The 19,379-nt window shown below is 69.6% G+C and carries 14 protein-coding genes; 6 read left to right on the top strand and 8 right to left on the bottom strand.

Features of this window, described 5'->3' with window-relative positions:
* Positions 1–301: 301 nt before the first annotated feature.
* A complete protein-coding gene (locus AQI94_RS00115; protein ID WP_031049251.1) occupies positions 302–940 on the bottom strand; it encodes a TetR/AcrR family transcriptional regulator in 639 nt (212 codons plus the stop codon).
* 279 nt (positions 941–1,219) lie between these two features.
* Here AQI94_RS00115 and AQI94_RS00110 point away from each other — a divergent pair, with 279 nt between their 5' ends.
* On the top strand, positions 1,220–2,137 hold the full coding sequence (locus AQI94_RS00110) for an ABC transporter permease (protein WP_031049250.1): 918 nt from the start codon (positions 1,220–1,222) through the stop codon (positions 2,135–2,137).
* Positions 2,130–2,951 carry an ABC transporter ATP-binding protein gene (locus tag AQI94_RS00105; RefSeq protein ID WP_031049248.1) on the top strand — a complete coding sequence of 274 codons (822 nt, stop codon included), beginning with the start codon at positions 2,130–2,132 and terminating at the stop codon, positions 2,949–2,951. The genes AQI94_RS00110 and AQI94_RS00105 overlap by 8 nt, the downstream gene beginning before the upstream one ends.
* 91 nt (positions 2,952–3,042) lie before the next feature.
* On the opposite strand, the gene AQI94_RS00100 is transcribed toward AQI94_RS00105, so the two are convergent.
* The gene (locus tag AQI94_RS00100; protein ID WP_031049246.1) at positions 3,043–7,995 is read right to left on the bottom strand and encodes an NAD-glutamate dehydrogenase; all 4,953 of its coding nucleotides are present in this window, start codon (positions 7,993–7,995) and stop codon (positions 3,043–3,045) included.
* A 515-nt stretch (positions 7,996–8,510) separates the two neighbouring features.
* On the opposite strand from AQI94_RS00100, the gene AQI94_RS00095 reads away from it, so the two are divergent.
* Entirely contained in the window at positions 8,511–9,077 is a 567-nt protein-coding gene (locus AQI94_RS00095) for a DJ-1/PfpI family protein (protein ID WP_031049244.1), read from the top strand.
* Positions 9,078–9,125: 48 nt separating this feature from the next.
* Here AQI94_RS00095 and AQI94_RS00090 read toward each other — a convergent pair whose 3' ends face one another.
* Together AQI94_RS00090 and AQI94_RS00085 are read right to left on the bottom strand one after the other, a co-directional pair.
* The gene (locus AQI94_RS00090; protein ID WP_031049242.1) at positions 9,126–9,791 is read right to left on the bottom strand and encodes an HAD family hydrolase; all 666 of its coding nucleotides are present in this window, start codon (positions 9,789–9,791) and stop codon (positions 9,126–9,128) included.
* An 88-nt stretch (positions 9,792–9,879) separates the two neighbouring features.
* Positions 9,880–10,395, bottom strand: coding sequence for a DUF6912 family protein (locus AQI94_RS00085; RefSeq protein WP_031049240.1), 516 nt, complete (start codon positions 10,393–10,395; stop codon positions 9,880–9,882).
* A gap of 307 nt (positions 10,396–10,702) precedes the next feature.
* On the opposite strand from AQI94_RS00085, the gene AQI94_RS00080 reads away from it, so the two are divergent.
* The gene (locus AQI94_RS00080) at positions 10,703–11,407 is read left to right on the top strand and encodes an Rv3235 family protein (protein ID WP_062229514.1); all 705 of its coding nucleotides are present in this window, start codon (positions 10,703–10,705) and stop codon (positions 11,405–11,407) included.
* 80 nt (positions 11,408–11,487) lie between these two features.
* Here AQI94_RS00080 and secA read toward each other — a convergent pair whose 3' ends face one another.
* Positions 11,488–14,328, bottom strand: a complete 2,841-nt coding sequence (gene secA, locus AQI94_RS00075) for a preprotein translocase subunit SecA (protein WP_031047172.1) — start codon at positions 14,326–14,328, stop codon at positions 11,488–11,490.
* 271 nt (positions 14,329–14,599) lie between these two features.
* On the opposite strand from secA, the gene AQI94_RS00070 reads away from it, so the two are divergent.
* Both AQI94_RS00070 and AQI94_RS00065 read left to right on the top strand, forming a co-directional pair.
* Positions 14,600–15,172 carry a GNAT family N-acetyltransferase gene (locus AQI94_RS00070; protein ID WP_031047174.1) on the top strand — a complete coding sequence of 191 codons (573 nt, stop codon included), beginning with the start codon at positions 14,600–14,602 and terminating at the stop codon, positions 15,170–15,172.
* Between the two features lie 50 nt (positions 15,173–15,222).
* Complete coding sequence (locus AQI94_RS00065) at positions 15,223–16,407, top strand: winged helix-turn-helix domain-containing protein (RefSeq protein WP_031047176.1); 1,185 nt, start codon at positions 15,223–15,225, stop codon at positions 16,405–16,407.
* Between the two features lie 12 nt (positions 16,408–16,419).
* On the opposite strand, the gene AQI94_RS00060 is transcribed toward AQI94_RS00065, so the two are convergent.
* From AQI94_RS00060 to AQI94_RS45435, 3 genes are all read right to left on the bottom strand, one after another.
* On the bottom strand, positions 16,420–17,166 hold the full coding sequence (locus AQI94_RS00060) for a response regulator (protein ID WP_031047177.1): 747 nt from the start codon (positions 17,164–17,166) through the stop codon (positions 16,420–16,422).
* A gap of 202 nt (positions 17,167–17,368) precedes the next feature.
* Complete coding sequence (hpf, locus tag AQI94_RS00055) at positions 17,369–18,061, bottom strand: ribosome hibernation-promoting factor, HPF/YfiA family (RefSeq protein ID WP_031047179.1); 693 nt, start codon at positions 18,059–18,061, stop codon at positions 17,369–17,371.
* Positions 18,062–18,373: 312 nt separating this feature from the next.
* Positions 18,374–19,054, bottom strand: coding sequence for a ComF family protein (locus AQI94_RS45435; protein WP_037942677.1), 681 nt, complete (start codon positions 19,052–19,054; stop codon positions 18,374–18,376).
* Positions 19,055–19,379: the final 325 nt, after the last annotated feature.

Here is a 19,379-nt window from a genome sequence, read left to right as displayed (position 1 = left end):
GACGCGGAAACAGTGACGGACCGCTCAGGGGGGCCCTGGGCGGTCCGTCGTGCTGCGTTGCGGGGCGGGGGGGGTGCCCGCGCGGGGCTCCTTGGCCGGTCGGTCGGCCGGCGCGGGTGGCGGTGGCGGTGGCGGCTCAGGCTCAGGGGTGGCCGTGCGCGGCCCGCTCGCGGTCTGATTGAACCGACGGCCACGTCCCCCGCCTCGACAGGGTGGACCGACCAGCCCGCGAACAGACGTGACGGCGGCCAAATCCGGGGGCTCGGGCCGCAGCCACGGCCGCGGGCCCGGCCGCCGACGCTCAGAGCGCCTTCAGTGCCTCCGTCGTCGCACTGGCGAGCGTCGCGAGATAGCCCTTCGGCAGCTTGGGGCTGCGGATCACCACCGAGCGCCAGTACAGGGGGCCGGAGATCAGGTCGAGGGCCAGTTCGTCGTTGAAGCCGGCGCGGAGCTCCCCGCGCTGCTCCGCCGCCAGGATGATCTTGCTGGCCACGCCCTCCTGGCCCTTCTGCAACGCGTTCTGCAGGGCCTCGGCGATCTCGGGGTTACGGGCCGCCTCGGCCTGGAGGTCCGGGATGATCTGCGAGGCCACCGGGTGCCGCAGCGCCCGGGACGTCACCTCGTACAGCATCCGCAGGTCGTCCTCCAGCGAGCCCGTGTCCGGCACCGGCAGACCCATCACCGCGATCTCCGACACGACGTCGAGGACGAGGTGCAGCTTGGAACGCCACCGGCGGTAGACCGCGGTCTTGCCGACGCCCGCACGGCGCGCGATGCCCTCGATCGACATCCGCGCGTATCCGACGGCCGCGAGCTCCTCGAAGACGGCCGCCCGAATGGCTTCCGTCACATCCTCACGGAGGACGGCGGCTCCTGCCGGGGCACGGCGGCGCGGACGGGTCTGCGGCGCGTCGGCGTTGGTCGTCATGCGGACCAGCATAGGGCGTAGCGACGAAACGGTCCCGTTCCGACGCGGGAGGGTCGGGACGGGACTGCGTCGTCCCATCGGCGCGCGTCACGACGATACCGTCACGTCCCGACGTACGAGGTCACGACGAAACGGTTGCGTTCCGACGCTCACTCGTCCTACTCTCACGTTGCGACGATACGGTCCCGTCCCGACGTAAGAGAACGTAAAGAGTCACGTAAGGAAACGCCGGACGACGGGCGCACCGGCAGCACGCGCACCACCCCCACCCCCCGAGCGAAAGCAGCGGATGTGAGCCAGGTCCTCGACACACCGCCCCCGACAGCGCCCCCGGCCGACGACGACCTGTCGGCCCTGGCCGCCCGGCACGGCCTCACAGTCAGCGGCGCCCGCCCCACCCTGCCCGACTACGTCCGTCAGCTGTGGGCACGGCGCCACTTCATCACCGCGTTCTCGACCGCCAAGCTCACCGCGCAGTACAGCCAGGCGAAGCTGGGCCAGGTCTGGCAGGTGATGACCCCGCTGCTGAACGCGGCGGTCTACTACTTCATCTTCGGTGTGCTGCTGGGCACCAAGAGGAATGTGCCGGACTACGTCCCGTTCCTGGTCACGGGCGTGTTCATCTGGACGTTCACACAGAGCTCGATCATGGCCGGCACCCGGGCGATCTCCGGCAACCTCGGCCTCGTGCGCGCCCTGCACTTCCCGCGGGCCGCGCTGCCGATCTCGTTCGCCCTTCAGCAGCTCCAGCAGCTGCTCTTCTCGATGGCCGCCCTGGTCGTGATCCTGCTCTGCTTCGGTGTCCCCGTCGCCGCGTCCTGGCTGCTGGCGGTCCCGGCGCTGGTCCTGCAGTCCGTCTTCAACGCCGGCGTCTCGATGATCATGGCCCGGATGGGCGCCAAGACGCCGGACATCGCGCAGCTGATGCCGTTCGTCCTGCGCACCTGGATGTACGTCTCCGGCGTGATGTGGAGCATCGACAAGCTGGCCAAGGGCCACCATGACTGGCCGTCCTGGGTGGTGCCCGTCCTCCAGGCCAACCCGGCCGCCATCTACATCGACCTGATGCGCTACTCCCTGATCGACAGCTTCCACGCCAGCCAGCTGCCGCACCACGTGTGGGCGATCGCGGTGGGCTGGGCGCTGGTCGCCGGCGTCGGCGGCTTCATCTACTTCTGGAAGGCTGAGGAGACGTACGGCCGTGGCTGACATCGAGAACGACAAGATCCCCACCGTGGTCGTCGACGGCGTCGACATCGTCTACCGCGTCAACGGCACCGGCGCCGGCAAGGGCTCCGCCACCGCCGCCCTCAACCGCATGCTGCGCCGGGGGCAGGTCGAGAAGGCGTCGGGCGTACGCAAGGTGCACGCCGTCAAGAACGTGTCGTTCGTCGCCTACAAGGGCGAGGCGATCGGCCTGATCGGCACCAACGGCTCCGGCAAGTCGACCCTGCTCAAGGCGGTCGCGGGCCTGCTCCCGGTGGAGAACGGCCGGATCTACACCGACGGCCAGCCCTCCCTCCTCGGCGTCAACGCGGCCCTGATGAACGACCTCACCGGTGAGCGCAACGTCCACCTCGGTGGCCTCGCCATGGGCATGTCCCGCGAGCAGGTCAGGGACCGCTACCAGGAGATCGTCGACTTCTCCGGCATCAACGAGAAGGGTGACTTCATCACCCTCCCGATGCGCACCTACTCCTCCGGTATGGCGGCCCGGCTGCGCTTCTCGATCGCCGCAGCCAAGGACCACGACGTCCTGCTCATCGACGAGGCCCTCGCCACCGGCGACCGCTCCTTCCAGAAGCGCTCCGAGCAGCGCATCCGCGAACTGCGCAAGCACGCGGGCACGGTGTTCCTGGTGAGCCACAGCAACAAGTCGATCCGCGACACCTGCGACCGGGTGCTGTGGCTGGAGCGCGGTGAACTGCGCATGGACGGCCCCACCGACGAGGTCCTCGCGGCCTACGAGGACTTCACGGGCGGCCCGGACAAGGCGAAGCCGCAGCCGAAGGTCGCTGCCTGAGAAGCCGTACAGGACAGACCCCCGGACGACCGAGGGCGCCCCGAGCCGCATGGCCCGGGGCGCCCTCGTCGTCGTACCGCTGCCCTACCGCTTACGAGTGCTGCCGCAGCAGCGTCCTCATCGTGCGCATCGCCACCGACAGGTTGGCCAGGTCGAACGCGTCCGAGCTCTGGATCTCCTCCAGGGTGGTGCGCGCCCGGCCGAGGATCGGGGCGTTCTTCTCCTCCCAGGCCTTGAAGCGCTGCTCGGGAGTGGACGTGCCGTTGCCCACTGCCAGTACGTCGGCCGTCAGCGCCGAGTGGGCCGCGTACAGGTCCTCACGGATGGAGGCGCGGGCCATGGACTGCCAGCGGTCGGCGCGGGGCAGCTCGATGATGCGGTCCATGAGCTGGGTGATGTGGAGACGGTCGGCGAGGTCGTAGTACACCTCGGCGACGTCCATCGGGTCGCGACCCATGCGGTCGGCCACCGAGACGATGTCCAGCGTCGGGAAGGCCGAGGAGAACCCGGCCACGCGCGTGGCGAGTTCGTCGGGGACGCCGGCACCGCTCAGCTCGTCGTAGATCTTCTGGTACCACTCCAGGTCGGCGCCCCGCAGCAGCTTGGGCAGCTGCGACCACACCTGTTCGACGCGGTCGCCGAAGAACTCGACGGTCTCGGCGAGCTGGAGCGGCTGCGGCCGGTTGTTGAGCAGCCAGCGCGTGCCGCGCTCGACGAGTCGGCGGGAGTGCAGCCGGATCCGGGTCTGTACGGCGGCCTCGACACGGTTGTCGAGCGCCTCGACGCCGTCCCACACCACACTGGAGCGGAAGATCGCGCGGGCCACGGTCTGCGCCCGGACGATCTCCTCAAGCGACGCGCCGGTCTCCTCGCGCAGACGGTGCAGATAGGTCGTACCGCCGGTGTTGACCGTGTCGTTGACCAGGACGGTCGTGGTGATCTCGCGGTGCAGCGGGTGGTGGTCGATGTGCTCCGCGAACTGCTCCCGCAGCGCCTTCGGGAAGTACGTGTGCAGCAGACCGTGCAGATACGGGTCGTCCGGGAGCGAGGTGTGCAGCAGCTCCTCGGCGACCGTGATCTTCGTGTACGCCAGCAGGACGGCCGTCTCCGGGCTGGTCAGGCCCTGTGCGGCGCCGAGGCGTTCGCGGATCTGGCGGTCGGTGGGCAGGAACTCCAGTGCCCGGTCGAGGTGGCCCTCGCGCACCAGGTGGCGCATGAAGCGCTGCTGGGCGTGGAGCATGTCCTTGGACTGGGCGAGCGCGTTGGCGATGGCGGTGTTCTGCGCGTAGTTGTTGCGCAGGACCAGGCGGCCCACCTCGTCGGTCATCTCGGCGAGCAGCTTGTTGCGCTGCTTGACCGTCATGTCGCCCTCGGTGACCAGGCCGTTGAGCAGGATCTTAATGTTCACCTCGTGGTCGGAGGTGTCCACGCCCGCGCTGTTGTCGATGGCATCGGTGTTGATCTTGCCGCCGTGCAGCGCGAACTCGATCCGGCCGAGCTGGGTCAGGCCCAGGTTGCCGCCCTCGCCGACGACCCGCACCCGCAGGTCGGCGCCGTCGACGCGGATCGGGTCGTTGGCCTTGTCGCCGACGTCCGCGTGGGTCTCCGTGGACGCCTTCACATAGGTGCCGATGCCGCCGTTCCACAGCAGGTCCACCGGCGCCTTGAGGATCGCCCTCATCAGGTCGGCCGGGGTCATCTTGGTGACCTTGTCCTCGATGCCGAGGGCCTCGCGGATGTGGGCGTTGACCGGGATGGACTTGGCGGTACGGGGAAAGACGCCGCCGCCCGTGGAGATCAGCTCGGTGTTGTAGTCCGCCCAGCTGGAGCGCGGGAGTTCGAAGACGCGGCGGCGCTCGGCGTAGGAGGTGGCCGCGTCGGGCTTCGGGTCGATGAAGATGTGCCGGTGGTCGAAGGCGGCGACCAGGCGGATGTGCTCGCTGAGCAGCATGCCGTTGCCGAACACGTCACCGGACATGTCACCGATGCCGACGACGGTGAAGTCCTCGGACTGAGTGTCGAGGTCCAGTTCGCGGAAGTGCCGCTTGACGGACTCCCAGGCACCGCGGGCGGTGATGCCCATGCCCTTGTGGTCGTAGCCGGCCGAGCCGCCGGAGGCGAAGGCGTCACCGAGCCAGAAGTTGTACGACTCCGCGACCCCGTTGGCGATGTCGGAGAAGGTCGCGGTGCCCTTGTCGGCGGCGACGACGAGGTAGGTGTCGTCCTCGTCGTGCCGTACGACGTCAGCGGGCGGGACGACTTCACCGGCGACCATGTTGTCGGTGATGTCGAGCAGGGCCGAGATGAACATCTTGTAGCTGGCGATGCCCTCGGCCAGCCAGGCGTCCCGGTCGACGGACGGGTCGGGCAGCTGCTTGGCGACGAAGCCGCCCTTGGCGCCGACCGGCACGATGACGGTGTTCTTGACCATCTGCGCCTTGACCAGGCCGAGGATCTCGGTGCGGAAGTCCTCACGCCGGTCGGACCAGCGCAGCCCGCCGCGCGCGACCTTGCCGAAGCGCAGGTGCACGCCCTCGACGCGCGGCGAGTAGACCCAGATCTCGAACGCCGGGCGCGGGGCCGGCAGGTCGGGGATGGCCTGCGGGTCGAACTTCATGGAGACGTAGTCGTGCGGCTTGCCGCCCGCGGCCTCCTGGAAGAAGTTGGTGCGCAGGGTCGCCTTGATGACGGTCAGGAAGGAGCGCAGGATCCTGTCCTCGTCGAGCGAGGCCACCTGGTCGAGTGCCGCGTCGAGCTCCTCCAGGAGGGCGTCCACGAGTTCGTGGCCGGCGCGCTGGCGGTCCGGCGACATCCGCGCCTCGAACAGGGAGACGAGCAGCCGGGTGGTGTGGACGTTGTGGCGGAGGGTGTCCTCCATGTAGTCCTGGCTGAACGTCGAGCCCGCCTGCCGCAGGTACTTGGCGTACGCCCGCAGCACCATCGCCTGGCGCCAGCCAAGACCGGCGCTCAGCACCAGGGCGTTGAAGCCGTCGTTCTCCGCCTTGCCGGTCCAGGTGGCGGCGAAGGCCTCCTGGAAACGCTCGCGGCCGTCGTCGCCGAGGTGGTCACCGCCGCCGTTCCGCGACGTGGGCAGGCGCAGGCCGAAGTCGTAGATCCAGGCGATGCTGCGGTCGGAGCAGCGCAGTTCGTAGGGCCGCTCGTCGGTCACCTCGACGCCGAGCCGGCTGAGGACCGGCAGCACGGCGGACAGGGAGATGGCGTCGCCCTTGCGGTAGATCTTGAAGCGGCGTTCCTCGGGGGCGGCGCCCACCGGCTCGTACAGGCTGAGCGCGAAGTCGTTCTCCTCGCCGAGCCGCTCCAGGTGGACGAGGTCGGCGACCGCGGAGCGCGGGGTGTGGTCGGCCTTGTAGCCCTCGGGGAAGGCGTTGCCGTAGCGGCGCGTCAGTTCGGCGGCGCGCTCCTCGCCCAACTCGGCGTTGAGCGCCTCGGCGAAGCCGTCGGCCCAGGAGCGGGCGGCCTCGACCAGGCGGGCCTCGATGCGCTCCTTGTCGCTGTCGCTGAGCTGCGGCAGCTCGGTGCCCTGCGGGACGCGCACCACGAAGTGCAGCCGGGACAGGATCGACTCGGTGTTCCAGGCGGTGAAGTCGACGCTGATGCCGCCGAGTTCCTCCTTCAGGATGTCGATGATCCTGAGGCGGACACCGGTGGTGTAGCGGTCGCGGGGCAGGTAGACGAGGGCCGAGTAGTAGCGGCCGTACTCGTCCTGGCGCAGGTAGAGGCGCAGCCGCCGCCGCTCCTGGAGGTACAGGACGGAGGTGGCGATGGACTCCAGCTCGTCGGCCGGGGTCTGGAAGAGCTCGTCGCGCGGGTAGGTCTCCAGAATCTGGAGCAGATCGCGGCCGTCGTGGCTGTGGGGCGAGAATCCGGCCCTTTCGAGCACCTCGTCCACCTTGCGCCGAATGACCGGAACCCGGCGCACCGACTCGGTGTAGGCGGCGGAGGAGAACAGCCCGAGGAAACGCCGCTCGCCGACGACATTGCCGTCCGCGTCGAACTTCTTGACCCCGATGTAGTCGAGGTACGACGGCCGGTGCACCGTTGCCCGGCTGTTCGCCTTGGTCAGAACCAGCAGGTTGTGCTCACGCGCCTTCGCGCGGGCATCGGCGGGCAGTCGCTCGAAGGACGGGCTGACCGGGTGGCCCTCCTCGCCGGCGTGGTGCGGGTCGGAGCGCAGGATGCCGAGGCCGGTGCCGGGCACGGCCGCGAGGGAGTCGTCCGGCCTGAGCTGGTACTCCCGGTAGCCGAGGAAGGTGAAGTGGTCGTCGGCCAGCCAGCGCAGCAGTTCGCGGGCCTCCTCGATCTCCATGTCGCGCAGATCGGCGGCGACGGGCTCGGTAGGCAGTTCGTCGGCCATCCGCAGGGCCGCGTCCCGCATCTTCTCCCAGTCCTCGACGGTCTCCCGGACGTCCGACAGGACGCGCAGCAGGTCGGCGTTGATCTGCTTCAGGTCACCGCGGTCGGTCTCGCGGTCGATCTCGACGTGGATCCAGGACTCGGTGTGCGCGTCGTGCGGGAGGTCACTGGCGGAGGGCGGAGGGGTGAGGACCTCGATCAGCTTGCCGGTGAGATCGCGACGGACGATGACCTGGGGGTGGATGACGACATGGATGCCGCGCCCCTGCCGGGTCAGCTCGTTGGTGACGGAGTCGACGAGGAAGGGCATGTCGTCGGTGACGACCTCGACGACCGAGTGGGTGCACGTCCAGCCGTTCTCCTCCACCGTGGGCGTGTGCACCCGCACGTTGGCCGTGCCCTGCGGGCGCGTCTCGCCCAGCCGGAAGTGGGAGAGAGCAGCTCCGTAGACGTCGACCGGGTCGCGGCCGGCGAGGTCTTCCGGTGCCGTGTGCAGGTAGTAGCGCTGGAGGAACGCGAGCACACTCTCGCTGTCCGGGGTGTCCGGGGAGCGGGGCGTCTCGTCGTCCGTCGTCCCAGTCGGTAGGTGCCCCCCGACCGGGCTGTTCTCAGCTACCCGTGCAGCCCTCTCGAGCAACTCGGCCTTGGCTTCGTCCAGCTTGGTCTGCATTGTCCTCTGGCTCCTGTCGCGCGCCGTTGCGTGACGTAGAAGGAAGTACGGTCTCTTCCCCTGCGGCTCGACGCCACGGCCCGGGGTCTCCGGTCTGCTCCGACGCTATGCCGCAAGGTGAGATGAGCGGGGGTATATCAGCCATTCTCGACACGCCCACCAGGTGTGACGCTGCTCTCTGCCGCGCCGGTGACGAGGGCGTATTCGGCGTCATGAGGGCCCTTACGGCCCCGTCCCGCCCGCGAGGACCAGCGGCCGCCGCCCGGCCACGGAGGTGTTCCGTGCGCACCGGGCGCGGGGCGGGGGCCACAGCGCCCCCGCGAACTATCGCGCTGATCACGCCACCAAGGCTATCGCTCCTTACAGGGGGGCCGTCATGAGCCGTATGTGTACAAAACCAGGGGTGGAACTTTGACACTCTGCACAGTGCCCACGCCGCATCCAGGCCATGACCTTCTCCCCTTCCTTGCGCACACCCTCTTGGCAAGCGCGTCCCGCCGGTGCACTTTGCCGACATGACCGCAAAAATCCTCATCGTCACCGGTGACGCAGCAGAGTCACTGGAGGTCCTGTACCCCTACCAGCGCCTCCGCGAGGAGGGCTACGACGTCCACGTCGCGGCTCCCGCCCGCAAGCAACTCCGCTTCGTCGTCCACGACTTCGAACCCGGCTTCGACACCTACACCGAGAAGCCCGGCTACACCTGGCCCGCCGACCTGGCCTTCGCCGAGGTCGACGCCGGCGAGTACGCCGCTCTCGTCATCCCGGGCGGCCGCGCCCCCGAGTACCTGCGCAACGACCCCGAGCTCCGCAAGATCCTCAAGTCCTTCTTCGACGCGGACAAGCCGGTGGCCCAGATCTGTCACGGCCCCCTGCTCACCGCCGCGGTCGACGGCCTCCGTGGCCGGCGCGTCACGGCCTATCCGGCCCTGGAGCCGGACATGCAGTCGGCCGGCGCGGCCTTCCAGGACACCGAGGTGGTGGTCGACGGCACCCTGGTCTCCTCCCGCGCCTGGCCGGACCACTCGGGCTGGATGCGGGAGTTCCTCAAGGTGCTCAGGGCGAAGGCACCGGTGACCTAACCGACGGGGTGCCGCATGCCGTCGTGGTCGCGGATCCGGCGCGATGCGTCACGCCGCTATTCGCTCGGCCTCCGCGACCGCCTCGGCCAGGGTGTCCACCACGGGCACACCCACACCTTCGAGGCTGGCCCGGCTGTGCGACCCCCCGGTGTACAGAACGGCGCGCGCCCCCACCCGCATCGCGGCCACCGCGTCGTCCGCGGCGTCCCCGATCACCACGGTCCGGGCCGCTTCCACCCCCGCCAGGGCGGCGAGATGCCGCTCCATGTGCTCCGCCTTGCTCCCCCCGGACGGTCCGGTCCGGCCGTCCACCCGCAGGAAGTGCGCCTCGATCCCGAACCCGCGCACCAGGGGCACCAGTTCGTCGTGCACGTACATGCTGAGGATGGACTGGCTGCGCCCGGCCGACCGCCACCCCATGAGCAGTTCCACCGCGCCGTCGGTGAGGCCGCACCCCACCCGGTGCTCGGCGTAGTACCGGTGGAAGGTCTCGTCCATGACCTCCCACTCCGCGTCGGTGGGCAGCCGGCCGAGCAGTCGCTCGTAGAACTTCGGCACCGGCACGCAGTACAGCGCCCGGTACTGCTCCATCGTGATCGGCGCGAGCCCCAGCTCGCCGAACGCCGCGTTCGTCGCCCCGATGATGGCGTCGTTGTCGTGGAACAGCGTGCCGTTCCAGTCCCAGACGATGTGCGCCCCTGTCAGCTTCCCCATGCCAAAAACGTACCCGCCCGCACTGACAATGAAGAGACCAGCAGGTCAAGACGGGTAAAGCCGCGACCCGGCACGGCAGGGGACGGGCTCAGCCGCCCAGCCCCACGAGGTTCGGGATCTCCTGCGTCGCGAACCACAAAAGCTCGTGGTCCTCGGCCCCGTCCACGACGAACTGGGCGTCGTCGTCCCCGGCGTCCGCCGCCGCCAGCGCGTCCACGGCGGCGGTGACGTCCTCCACCGCGTCGTCCGAGTCGACGTGCACCGCGGCGGCCTTGGCCAGCCGCACGGTTCCGGCGACCTGCACCTCACCGAGCGCCGCGGGATCCAGCGCCCGGTCGGGATCGGCGACCGCCGCCCCGTCGGCGACGTCGACGGCCACCACGACCCGGCGCCGTACGGCCCCGGCGTCCGCGGCGAGCAGCCGCAGCGAGGCCAGCGCGGCCCGGTTCAGCGCCGCGTACTCCAGCTCCTCGATGTCGTCGGAGAGGTACCACTCGCGCAGGGCGGGCGTGACGGCGTAGGCGAGGAGCGGTCCGGCCCCCAGCTCACCCGTCTTGTACGCCTCGGCGAGACCGGAGAGGGTCAGGGGGACGTAGACGCGCATGACTGGCCGCTTTCGTGGTCGGAGAACATCATCGGAGGGGCTCCGCGAAGGCCTTCAGGATACGTGCGGGCGTCCCCTTTCGAGTCCCTGCCCGGACCTCGGCAGGCGTCCACCCCGGGCCCGGAATTCACCCGCCCCGCCCCCGGATTCACGGGCTTCCGCACCCTCGGATCACCCTGATAGGTGAACATTCCGGCCGCCCGACGCGGCCCGCCTCGTCCTTGCCGCCGTGGTCCACGGCCCCGTACAAGATCCCCAAGCAGAAGTTACCGCCCGGTACTCTCCGGGCCCGCTGAACGGGGATCCCATGAACAAGGTCATGACCAGGGCCCAGCACCCTTCCGGCGCCCGCCCGCCGGCCCGCCGCGACTCCCGTCGCCCGGGTGGCACGCCGCCCCGCGCACCCGGCGGCAGCACGCCTCGTACGGCCCCGGGCGACGGCCGCCCACCGGGCTCCCCCGGAAGCGGCCCCCGCATCCTTACGCGCCCCACGGACAGCCGTCCGCGGAACATCCCGGAGCCGAACGCGACCAGCACTGCGGCCGCTCGGCGCGGCGCCCCGGCCGGCGCCACGACCACCGGCACGCGCGGCACCCCCTCGGGCACGAGCGGCACCGCCACCCCGGCGACGGTCGTCCCGTCGCAGACCCCGCGGCGCCCCGTGGCCCCCCAGCCCCGCCCCACCGATCTCTTCGCCGACCTCCTCCTCGCCGTCCTGAGCGGCCAGCGCCCCGTCCACTCGATGCTCCGGCACACCGCGGGCCGCGCCTACGACGAGCTGGCCCTGCTCGCCGAACGCGGCCCCCTGCGCACTCGCGGCGCGCGGCCCGTCGTGCGGGACATCGGCTACTACGTCCCCCGCCAGGGCGCCGTGGAGGCCTTCGCCCGCATCGGCGCCGGGGACCAGCTGCGCGCCATGGCCTTCCGCCTGGAACAGGGCCAGGACCTGCGCTGGCGCTGCACGGCCGTCGAGCTGGGCGGCGCCCGGTCCTCCCGTCCGGACCAGGACTGACAGCCCCGGAGAAGCCCGGCCCCTCGCACGCCGAAGGGCCGGCCACCCGAAGGTGACCGGCCCTTGTCATGCCGCAGGCACTACTTCTTGCGCCGGCCCCGGCCACGGGACTGCTTGCGCCGCTCCGCGCGCGTGAGGCCGTCCGCCTCGGAGCGCACGGGCTCGTCGTCGTCGGCGAACTCGCCCTCGATGACACCACCCTCGCCGTCCACGGTCGGGGCGGAGAAGTGCAGGTCCCGGCGCTGCGGGGCGTCGAGCCCCTTCGCGCGGATCTCGGGACGCGCGCCGGCCTGCGCCGGAACGGAGTCCTGCTTGGCGAGGGACGGCTTCTCGTCCTCGACCGGGACCTCCTCGACCTGCTGCTCGACCTGGACCTCCAGGTTGAACAGGTAGCCGACGGACTCCTCCTTGATGCCCTCCATCATGGCGGTGAACATGTCGAAGCCCTCGCGCTGGTACTCGACCAGCGGGTCCTTCTGGGCCATCGCGCGCAGGCCGATGCCCTCCTGGAGGTAGTCCATCTCGTAGAGGTGCTCGCGCCACTTGCGGTCCAGGACCGACAGCACGACCCGGCGCTCCAGCTCACGCATGATCTCGGAGCCGAGCTGCGCCTCGCGCGCCTCGTACTGCTCGTGGATGTCGTCCTTGATGGACTCGGAGATGAACTCGGCGGTCAGACCCGCGCGGTCGCCGGCCGCGTCCTCCAGCTCCTCGACGGTGATCTTCACCGGGTAGAGCTGCTTGAACGCGCCCCACAGCCGGTCGAGGTCCCAGTCCTCCGCGAAGCCCTCGGCGGTCTCCGCCGCGATGTACGCGTCGATGGTGTCGTCCATGAAGTGCACGACCTGCTCCTGCAGGTCCTCGCCCTCCAGGACGCGGCGGCGCTCGCCGTAGATGACCTCGCGCTGGCGGTTGAGGACCTCGTCGTACTTCAGGACGTTCTTGCGGGTCTCGAAGTTCTGCTGCTCGACCTGCGACTGCGCGGACGCGATCGCGCGCGTGACCATCTTGTTCTCGATGGGGACGTCGTCCGGGACGTTCGCCATCGACATCACGCGCTCGACCATCTGGGCCTTGAACAGGCGCATCAGGTCGTCGCCCAGGGAGAGGTAGAAGCGGGACTCACCGGGGTCGCCCTGACGGCCGGAACGACCGCGCAGCTGGTTGTCGATGCGGCGCGACTCGTGCCGCTCGGTACCGAGGACGTAGAGCCCGCCGAGCTCCTTGACCTCCTCGAACTCCGCCTTGACCGCCTGCTCGGCCTTCTCCAGGGCGGCGGGCAGGGCCGCGGCCCACTCCTCGATGTGCTCCTCGGGGTCGAGGCCGCGCTGGCGCAGCTCCGCCTCCGCGAGGTCCTCGGGGTTGCCGCCGAGCTTGATGTCGGTACCACGGCCGGCCATGTTGGTGGCGACGGTGACGGCGCCCTTGCGGCCGGCCTGGGCGACGATCGTCGCCTCACGGTCGTGCTGCTTGGCGTTCAGCACCTCGTGCTGGACGCCGCGCTTGCTGAGCTGCTGGGAGAGGTACTCGGACTTCTCGACCGACGTCGTACCGACGAGGATCGGCTGGCCCTTCTCGTGCTTGTCGACGATGTCGTCGACGACCGCCTCGAACTTCGCGACCTCGGTGCGGTAGATCAGGTCCGACTGGTCCTTGCGGACCATGGGCCGGTTGGTCGGGATCGGGACGACGCCCAGCTTGTAGATCTGGTGGAACTCGGCGGCCTCGGTCATCGCCGTACCGGTCATGCCGCACAGACCCGGCTGTTCCTTGCCGTTGTGGTCGTGGCGCTTGTAGAGGCGGAAGAAGTTCTGGAGGGTGATCGTGGCAAGGGTCTGGTTCTCGTCCTTGATGTCCACCCCTTCCTTCGCCTCGATCGCCTGGTGCATGCCTTCGTTGTAACGGCGGCCGGCGAGGATACGGCCGGTGTGCTCGTCGACGATCATGACTTCGCCGTCCATGACGACGTAGTCCTTGTCCTTCTTGAAGAGCTCCTTCGCCTTGATGGCGTTGTTCAGGTAGCCCACCAGAGGGGTGTTGACCGACTCGTAGAGGTTGTCGATGCCCAGCCAGTCCTCGACCTTGCTGACACCGGACTCGTGGATGGCGACCGTGCGCTTCTTCTCGTCGACCTCGTAGTCGCCGGTCTCCTCGATGCCCTTGAGGGGGTTGCCGGCCTCGCCCTTCTTCAGGCGGGTGACCAGCTTGGCGAAGTCGCCGTACCACTTGGTGGCCTGGTCGGCCGGGCCGGAGATGATCAGCGGCGTACGGGCCTCGTCGACCAGGATGGAGTCGACCTCGTCGACGATGGCGAAGTTGTGGCCGCGCTGGACGAGTTCGTCCTTGGACCACGCCATGTTGTCGCGCAGGTAGTCGAACCCGAACTCGTTGTTCGTGCCGTACGTGATGTCGCACGCGTACTGCTCACGACGCTGGGCCGGCGTCATGTTGGCGAGGATGCAACCGACCTCGAGGCCCAGGAACTTGTGGACGCGGCCCATCATCTCGGAGTCGCGCTCGGCCAGGTAGTCGTTGACCGTGATGAGGTGGACGCCCTTGCCGGAGAGCGCGTTCAGGTACGCGGGCAGGGTGCCGACGAGGGTCTTGCCCTCACCGGTCTTCATCTCGGCCACGTAGCCGAGGTGGAGGGCGGCGCCGCCCATGATCTGCACGTCGTAGTGACGCTGGCCCAGGGCGCGCTTGGCGGCCTCGCGCACGGTGGCGAACGCCTCGGGGAGCAGGTCGTCCAGGCTCTCACCGTCGGCGTACCGCTGCTTGTACTCCTCGGTCAGGGCCCGCAGCTCGGCGTCGGAGAGGTCGACGAAGTCCTCTTCGATGGAGTTGACCTGGTCCGCGATGCGGTGCAGCTTGCGCAGGATCTTGCCTTCGCCTGCACGCATGATCTTCGAGAGGACGGACACGGGGGTTGGTCTCCTTGCCGGTCGGGCCTGGGACGGTCGGTTTCCATTTGGCTTACTGAGCAACGGCCATCGTATGCGAGGACCCCGCCACGCCGGGAGGCCTGCCGGGTACGCCGACTGTCAGCTCTTTCAAATCTGCTTCAAAGGGGACAACGGAGGGGGAACGCCGATGGTGCCGCGCCCCGCTCACGAATTGCGCGAATTGTGATCACCCGCTCACCCACAGCGAAAATGATGGCATCCGCGCCGAACACCTGAGCAGAATCGGCCGATGGAACCCGTCACGCTGGCCACGGACCGTCTCCTGCTGCGCCCGCCCACCCCGCAGGACACCGAGACCGTCCTCGCGGCCGTGCAGGATCCCGACATCCTGCGCTGGACCACGATCCCCTCCCCCTACCTGCTGGAGCACGCCCAGAGCTTCACGGAGCAACTGGCCCCGGCGGGCTGGGCGAACGACACGATGTTCACCTGGGGCCTGTTCCTGCCCGAAAGGGAGGAGCTGGTCGGCATGCTGGGTCTGACCATGCGTTCGCCGGGCACGGCCGAGATCGGCTACTGGGCCACCAAGGAACACCGCGGCAACGGCTACGTCACCGAGGCGGTACGCGCCGCCTCCCGCTGGGCGTTCGCCGAACTGTCGATCGATCGTGTGGAGTGGCGCGCGGAAGTGGGCAACCAGCCCTCCCGCGCGGTGGCGGAACGCGCCGGTTTCGTCATCGAGGGCGTCCTGCGCTCCGGCATCGCCCACCAGGGCGTCCGCCGGGACTGCTGGCTGGGAGCACTGCTGCCCTCGGACCTGGGCCTGCCGTCGACGCTGCAGTACCTCCCCGCGGCTCCGTAGATCCGCAGGTCACCTCGCATTGTCAGTGCCGGCCTCTATCGTTCGGACCCATGACGACTGCGCCTCCCACCACCGACCTCTCGGCCGACGAGGCCCGCCGCATCGTGCTGCGCGCCCAGGGCTTCCTCGGCACCCCCGACCGCCGGGCCGGGGTCCGCGGCGTCCTCCGTCACCTCGGCGCGGTCCAGCTCGACACCATCTCGGTGCTCGCCCGCTCCCACGAGCTGATCCCGTACGCCCGGCTCGGCGCGGTGGGCCGCAAGAAGGTGGAGAAGGCCTACTGGACCGACACCCACGCCTTCGAGTACTGGTCGCACGCGGCGTGCATCCTCCCCATCGAGGAATGGCCCCACTTCGCCTTCCGCCGCCGCGCCTACCGCAGCCGCCCGCACTGGAACCACCAGCTCCCGGACGGCACCTACGACCAGGTCATCAAGCAGCTCCGCACCGAGGGCCCGCTCACCGCCACGGAGTTGGGCGGCGCGAAGAAGACCAGCGAGTGGTGGGACTGGTCGGGCACCAAGGTCGCCGTCGAGCGCGCCCTGATGTACGGCGAGGTGGTCTGCGTGGAGCGCCGCGGCTGGAAGCGCGTCTACGACCTCGCCGAGCGCGCGGTCCCCGCCGACCTGCTCCACGACGAGCTGGACGACGCCGAGTGCCTGCGCCGCCTGGTCCGTCTCGCCGGCCAGTCGCTGGGCGTCGGCACCCGCGCGGACATCGCCGACTACCACCGCCTCAAGGGCGAACAGGTCGACGCGGTGATCGCCGACTCGGGCCTGGTGCCGGTCACGGTCGAGGGCTGGGGCAAGCCGGCCTGGGCCGATCCCGCCGCCCTGGAGACCTCCCCGCGCGGCCGCCACCGCACCACCCTGCTGTCCCCGTTCGACTCCCTGATCTGGGAACGCGCGCGCACGGAGCGGATCTTCGGCTTCACCCACCGCCTGGAGGCGTACGTCCCCAGGCCCAAGCGGGTCTACGGCTATTTCGCGATGCCGGTGCTGGCCGGTGGCCGTCTCGTCGGCCGCGTGGACCCTGCCCGGGAGGGCGGCACGCTGGTGGCCAGGCAGGTCACTCTGGACGGCCCGAAGGCGGTCCCGGCAGTGGCCCAGGCCCTGGTCGAGGCCGCGAGCTGGGTGGACTGCACGGACATCCGGGTCGAGCGGGTGGACGCGCCGGATCTGCGCGAGCCGCTCGCCAAGGAGGTGACCCGAGCTCTGTCGGCGACCCTGCTCTGACCGGAAGCCTCGTCAGCGGATCTCGAGGATCTTCTCCCGCATCGCGTAGACCACCGCCTCCATCCTGGAGTGCAGCTGCAGCTTCTCCAGGATGTTGCGCACATGGTTCTTCACGGTGTTCTCGGAGATGAACAACTCCTTCGCGATGTCGCGGTTGTTCATCCCGGTGGCGACGAGCTTGAGGACTTCCAGCTCACGGTCGGTCAGCCGCGGCGCCGGCACCAGACGGCGCTCGTCCGTCCGCTGGATCATCGACTTGAACTCGGTGAGCAGTTTCGACGCCATGGAAGGGCTGATCTGCGACTGGCCGTCGGCCACGGCGCGAATGGCGGTGGCCACCTCGTCCGTCGAGATCTCCTTGAGGAGATATCCGGTCGCGCCCGCCTTGATCGCGTCGTAGAGGTCGGCTTCCTCGTCACTGATCGTCAACATGATGATCTTGGCGCTGGGTGCCACCTCCTTGATGGAGGTGCAGGCCTCGATCCCGCCCCGCTTGGGCATCCGCACATCCATCAGAACGATGTCCGGCAGCAGGTCGGCGGCCTTGTCAACGGCCTCCGCGCCGTCGCCCGCCTCCCCCACGACCTGGATGTCCTCCTCGGCCGCGAGCACGATCTCCAGTCCGCGCCGGAAGAGTGCGTGGTCGTCCACGACGAGAACCCGGATCGGCTCCTTGCGTGGAGAGCCCGTGTCCGCGCCCACGCCGACGACACCGTCGCCGGCGTCCTGGCCGTGCAGCGGTCCGAAGCTGTCCGCCATCGTTCCTCCCCCTGAAGGCTGTGGCTGGTCCTGTGCCATCGCCAACCCAAGGCAACGACCCACCGGTTGGGCCGGTGGGCCCATGATTTCATGCCCGGACGACAGTGAGGTGACAGAGCGGGGCGCGAAGTGGTTGCACGCGGGTGCCCCTGGGGGCGCGCACGCGCTCCAGGGGCACCGGCTCAGCTGTCATCCGGGAGGGTCAGCTGCCCGTCGTGTCGCCGGCCGCGGGAGAGTGCGCCCGGGCGACCATCGGGTCCGTGCTCAGGTGGATGACGCCGTAGTCATAGGCGTGCCGCCGGTAGACGACACTCGGTTCCTTGGTCTCGGAGTCGACGAACAGATAGAAGTCGTGCCCGACCAGTTCCATCTCGTAGAGCGCCTGGTCGAGGGTCATCGGGGAGGCGACGTGGGTCTTCTCACGGACGACGAGGGGGCCTTCACCCTTGATCTCCAGCGAGCCGATCTTCTTGGTGGGCACGCCGTCCGACTCTTCCTCGTGGACGGCCTGTCCGTTGCCGTTGAGCGTCGCCGCGTCCGGAACGTGGTCGGCCACCTCGGCAGCCGTGAGCCGTCGTGCGCCCCTGCGTGTGTGGCGCTTGTCGTGCTCCTTGCGCAGCCGGGCGTCCAGCTTCTCCGCTGCCAAGTCGAGTGCCGCGTACGGGTCGCTGGCTGCCGCTTCCGCCCGGATCACCGGACCGCGGGAGCGGAGCGTGATCTCCACTCGGTCACAGCGGTCGGCCTGTCGGGGGTTCGGCTCCTTGGACACCTCGACGTCGAGGCTGATCACCTTGCCATCGAGCTTCTGGATCTTCTCCAGCTTCAGCTTCTCGGCCACGTGCTTGCGGAACCGCTCGGGCACCTCGGTCTTGCGGCCCTTGACGACGATGTCCACGCAGAACTCCGTTCCCGGATCGCTCCGCCTCGATGCGGAGCATCTCCCTTTTGCACCAGGCTCCGGTGAGCCCCGGAACCTCGGACTCGGTGACGTCCACCTCCTCCCCCGCGGGCAAGATCTCCATTCCACCGTCGCGGGTGAAGGTGGAAATCCCGCGGGTACGGCATTCGGATTCGCGAGGTGTGGCCTGCGCCTTTCTCTCACAACCGAACATATCTCGCCTGGACGGATGTCGTCACCCTCTACTGCGGCGTACCTCCGTTCAGGTGAATTTACCCTCTCGTAACCTGCAACGATGCAACTACGCAGTCAGTTCCGGTTTATTTCGAAAGAATCCGGCGGCGCCGCGACCACGGCCGCGCAGACCACGTCACGGACGCCCCCGGCGCCCGCCGTTGTCGCCACGCAGCGCTCCCGGTCCGTGCCCTCCTCCGTCACTGCCGCCGTCCGTTCCCCCATGCCTTCCCGAGTTGCCGCGGTGTACACGAGGTCCGCCGGATCATCGCGACATCCGGCCACCACTCGTCCACCGCGCCGCCCGCTGCCGTCCTGCCGCCGTTCGTCATGGCATCCGTCCTTCCCCGGCTGTCCTCGGACACGCCTGCCCACCGTGCCCGGCGGTCGATCACCGGACAGCGACTCCGTTCCCGGCGACCGAGGACCGCCGCGCTCTCCTCGTCCCTGTTGTCGATGATCACGGTGTCCGGCGGTCGTCCGTTCACCGCGGCGCGCGAGGTCCTCCAGAGCCACCGCTGCCCGGTTCTCCCGAGCCCTCGCCTCCTGGACGGCCCGCGCCGCCTCCGTCAGGGACGCGCCCGTCGTCATCAGGTCGTCGACCAGCACGACCAGGCCCTCGGCCAGGAGCCGCCCGCCACCGGGGACCACGGTCAGCGCGCCCGCGAGGTTGTCCAGCCGCTGCCGGGAGTTGAGCCCCGACTGGTCGGCCACCCATCGCCGCTGCCGCAGTACGGCCACCACCCGCGCCGGCATCCCCGCCCGCCGCAGCTCCCCCGCCGCCGCGAGCGCGATCCGCCGCGCCGGATCATGCCCCCGAGCCCGAACCGCCCGTCGCGCGGACGGTACGGGAACGAGCAGGACAGGCCCCCGCAGCAACGGGGTGCCGGAGGCAGAGACCCTGGCCGCACGTGGTGCGTCGAGGGGTGAGACCCCGGCATTGACCGGGAAGGCAAACCCGCCCCCGCGCAAGGCCTCGACACCTGCCGCGTCCCGGCCGCCGGCCAAAGCTGCAGCACCCGCCCCACTGACCTCCGCCCCGTCAAGGCCCACCGTCACCCGTCCAGCAGGCCCACCCTCC

The sequence above is a fragment of the Streptomyces pseudovenezuelae genome (assembly GCF_001513955.1).
Classification (GTDB): Bacteria; Actinomycetota; Actinomycetes; order Streptomycetales; family Streptomycetaceae; genus Streptomyces; species Streptomyces pseudovenezuelae.
This window is presented reverse-complemented; position numbering and strand designations above follow the sequence as displayed.

What these genes read in the sequence shown, in the direction of transcription:
- AQI94_RS00115 (WP_031049251.1), bottom strand. Translation starts at nt 940, where the DNA reads ATGCTGGTCCGCATGACGACCAACGCCGACGCGCCGCAGACCCGTCCG.
- AQI94_RS00100 (WP_031049246.1), bottom strand. Translation starts at nt 7,995, where the DNA reads ATGCAGACCAAGCTGGACGAAGCCAAGGCCGAGTTGCTCGAGAGGGCT.
- AQI94_RS00095 (WP_031049244.1), top strand. Translation starts at nt 8,511, where the DNA reads ATGACCGCAAAAATCCTCATCGTCACCGGTGACGCAGCAGAGTCACTG.
- AQI94_RS00090 (WP_031049242.1), bottom strand. Translation starts at nt 9,791, where the DNA reads ATGGGGAAGCTGACAGGGGCGCACATCGTCTGGGACTGGAACGGCACG.
- AQI94_RS00085 (WP_031049240.1), bottom strand. Translation starts at nt 10,395, where the DNA reads ATGCGCGTCTACGTCCCCCTGACCCTCTCCGGTCTCGCCGAGGCGTAC.
- AQI94_RS00080 (WP_062229514.1), top strand. Translation starts at nt 10,703, where the DNA reads ATGAACAAGGTCATGACCAGGGCCCAGCACCCTTCCGGCGCCCGCCCG.
- AQI94_RS00070 (WP_031047174.1), top strand. Translation starts at nt 14,600, where the DNA reads ATGGAACCCGTCACGCTGGCCACGGACCGTCTCCTGCTGCGCCCGCCC.
- AQI94_RS00065 (WP_031047176.1), top strand. Translation starts at nt 15,223, where the DNA reads ATGACGACTGCGCCTCCCACCACCGACCTCTCGGCCGACGAGGCCCGC.
- AQI94_RS00060 (WP_031047177.1), bottom strand. Translation starts at nt 17,166, where the DNA reads ATGGCGGACAGCTTCGGACCGCTGCACGGCCAGGACGCCGGCGACGGT.
- AQI94_RS45435 (WP_037942677.1), bottom strand. Translation starts at nt 19,054, where the DNA reads ATGCCGGCGCGGGTGGTGGCCGTACTGCGGCAGCGGCGATGGGTGGCC.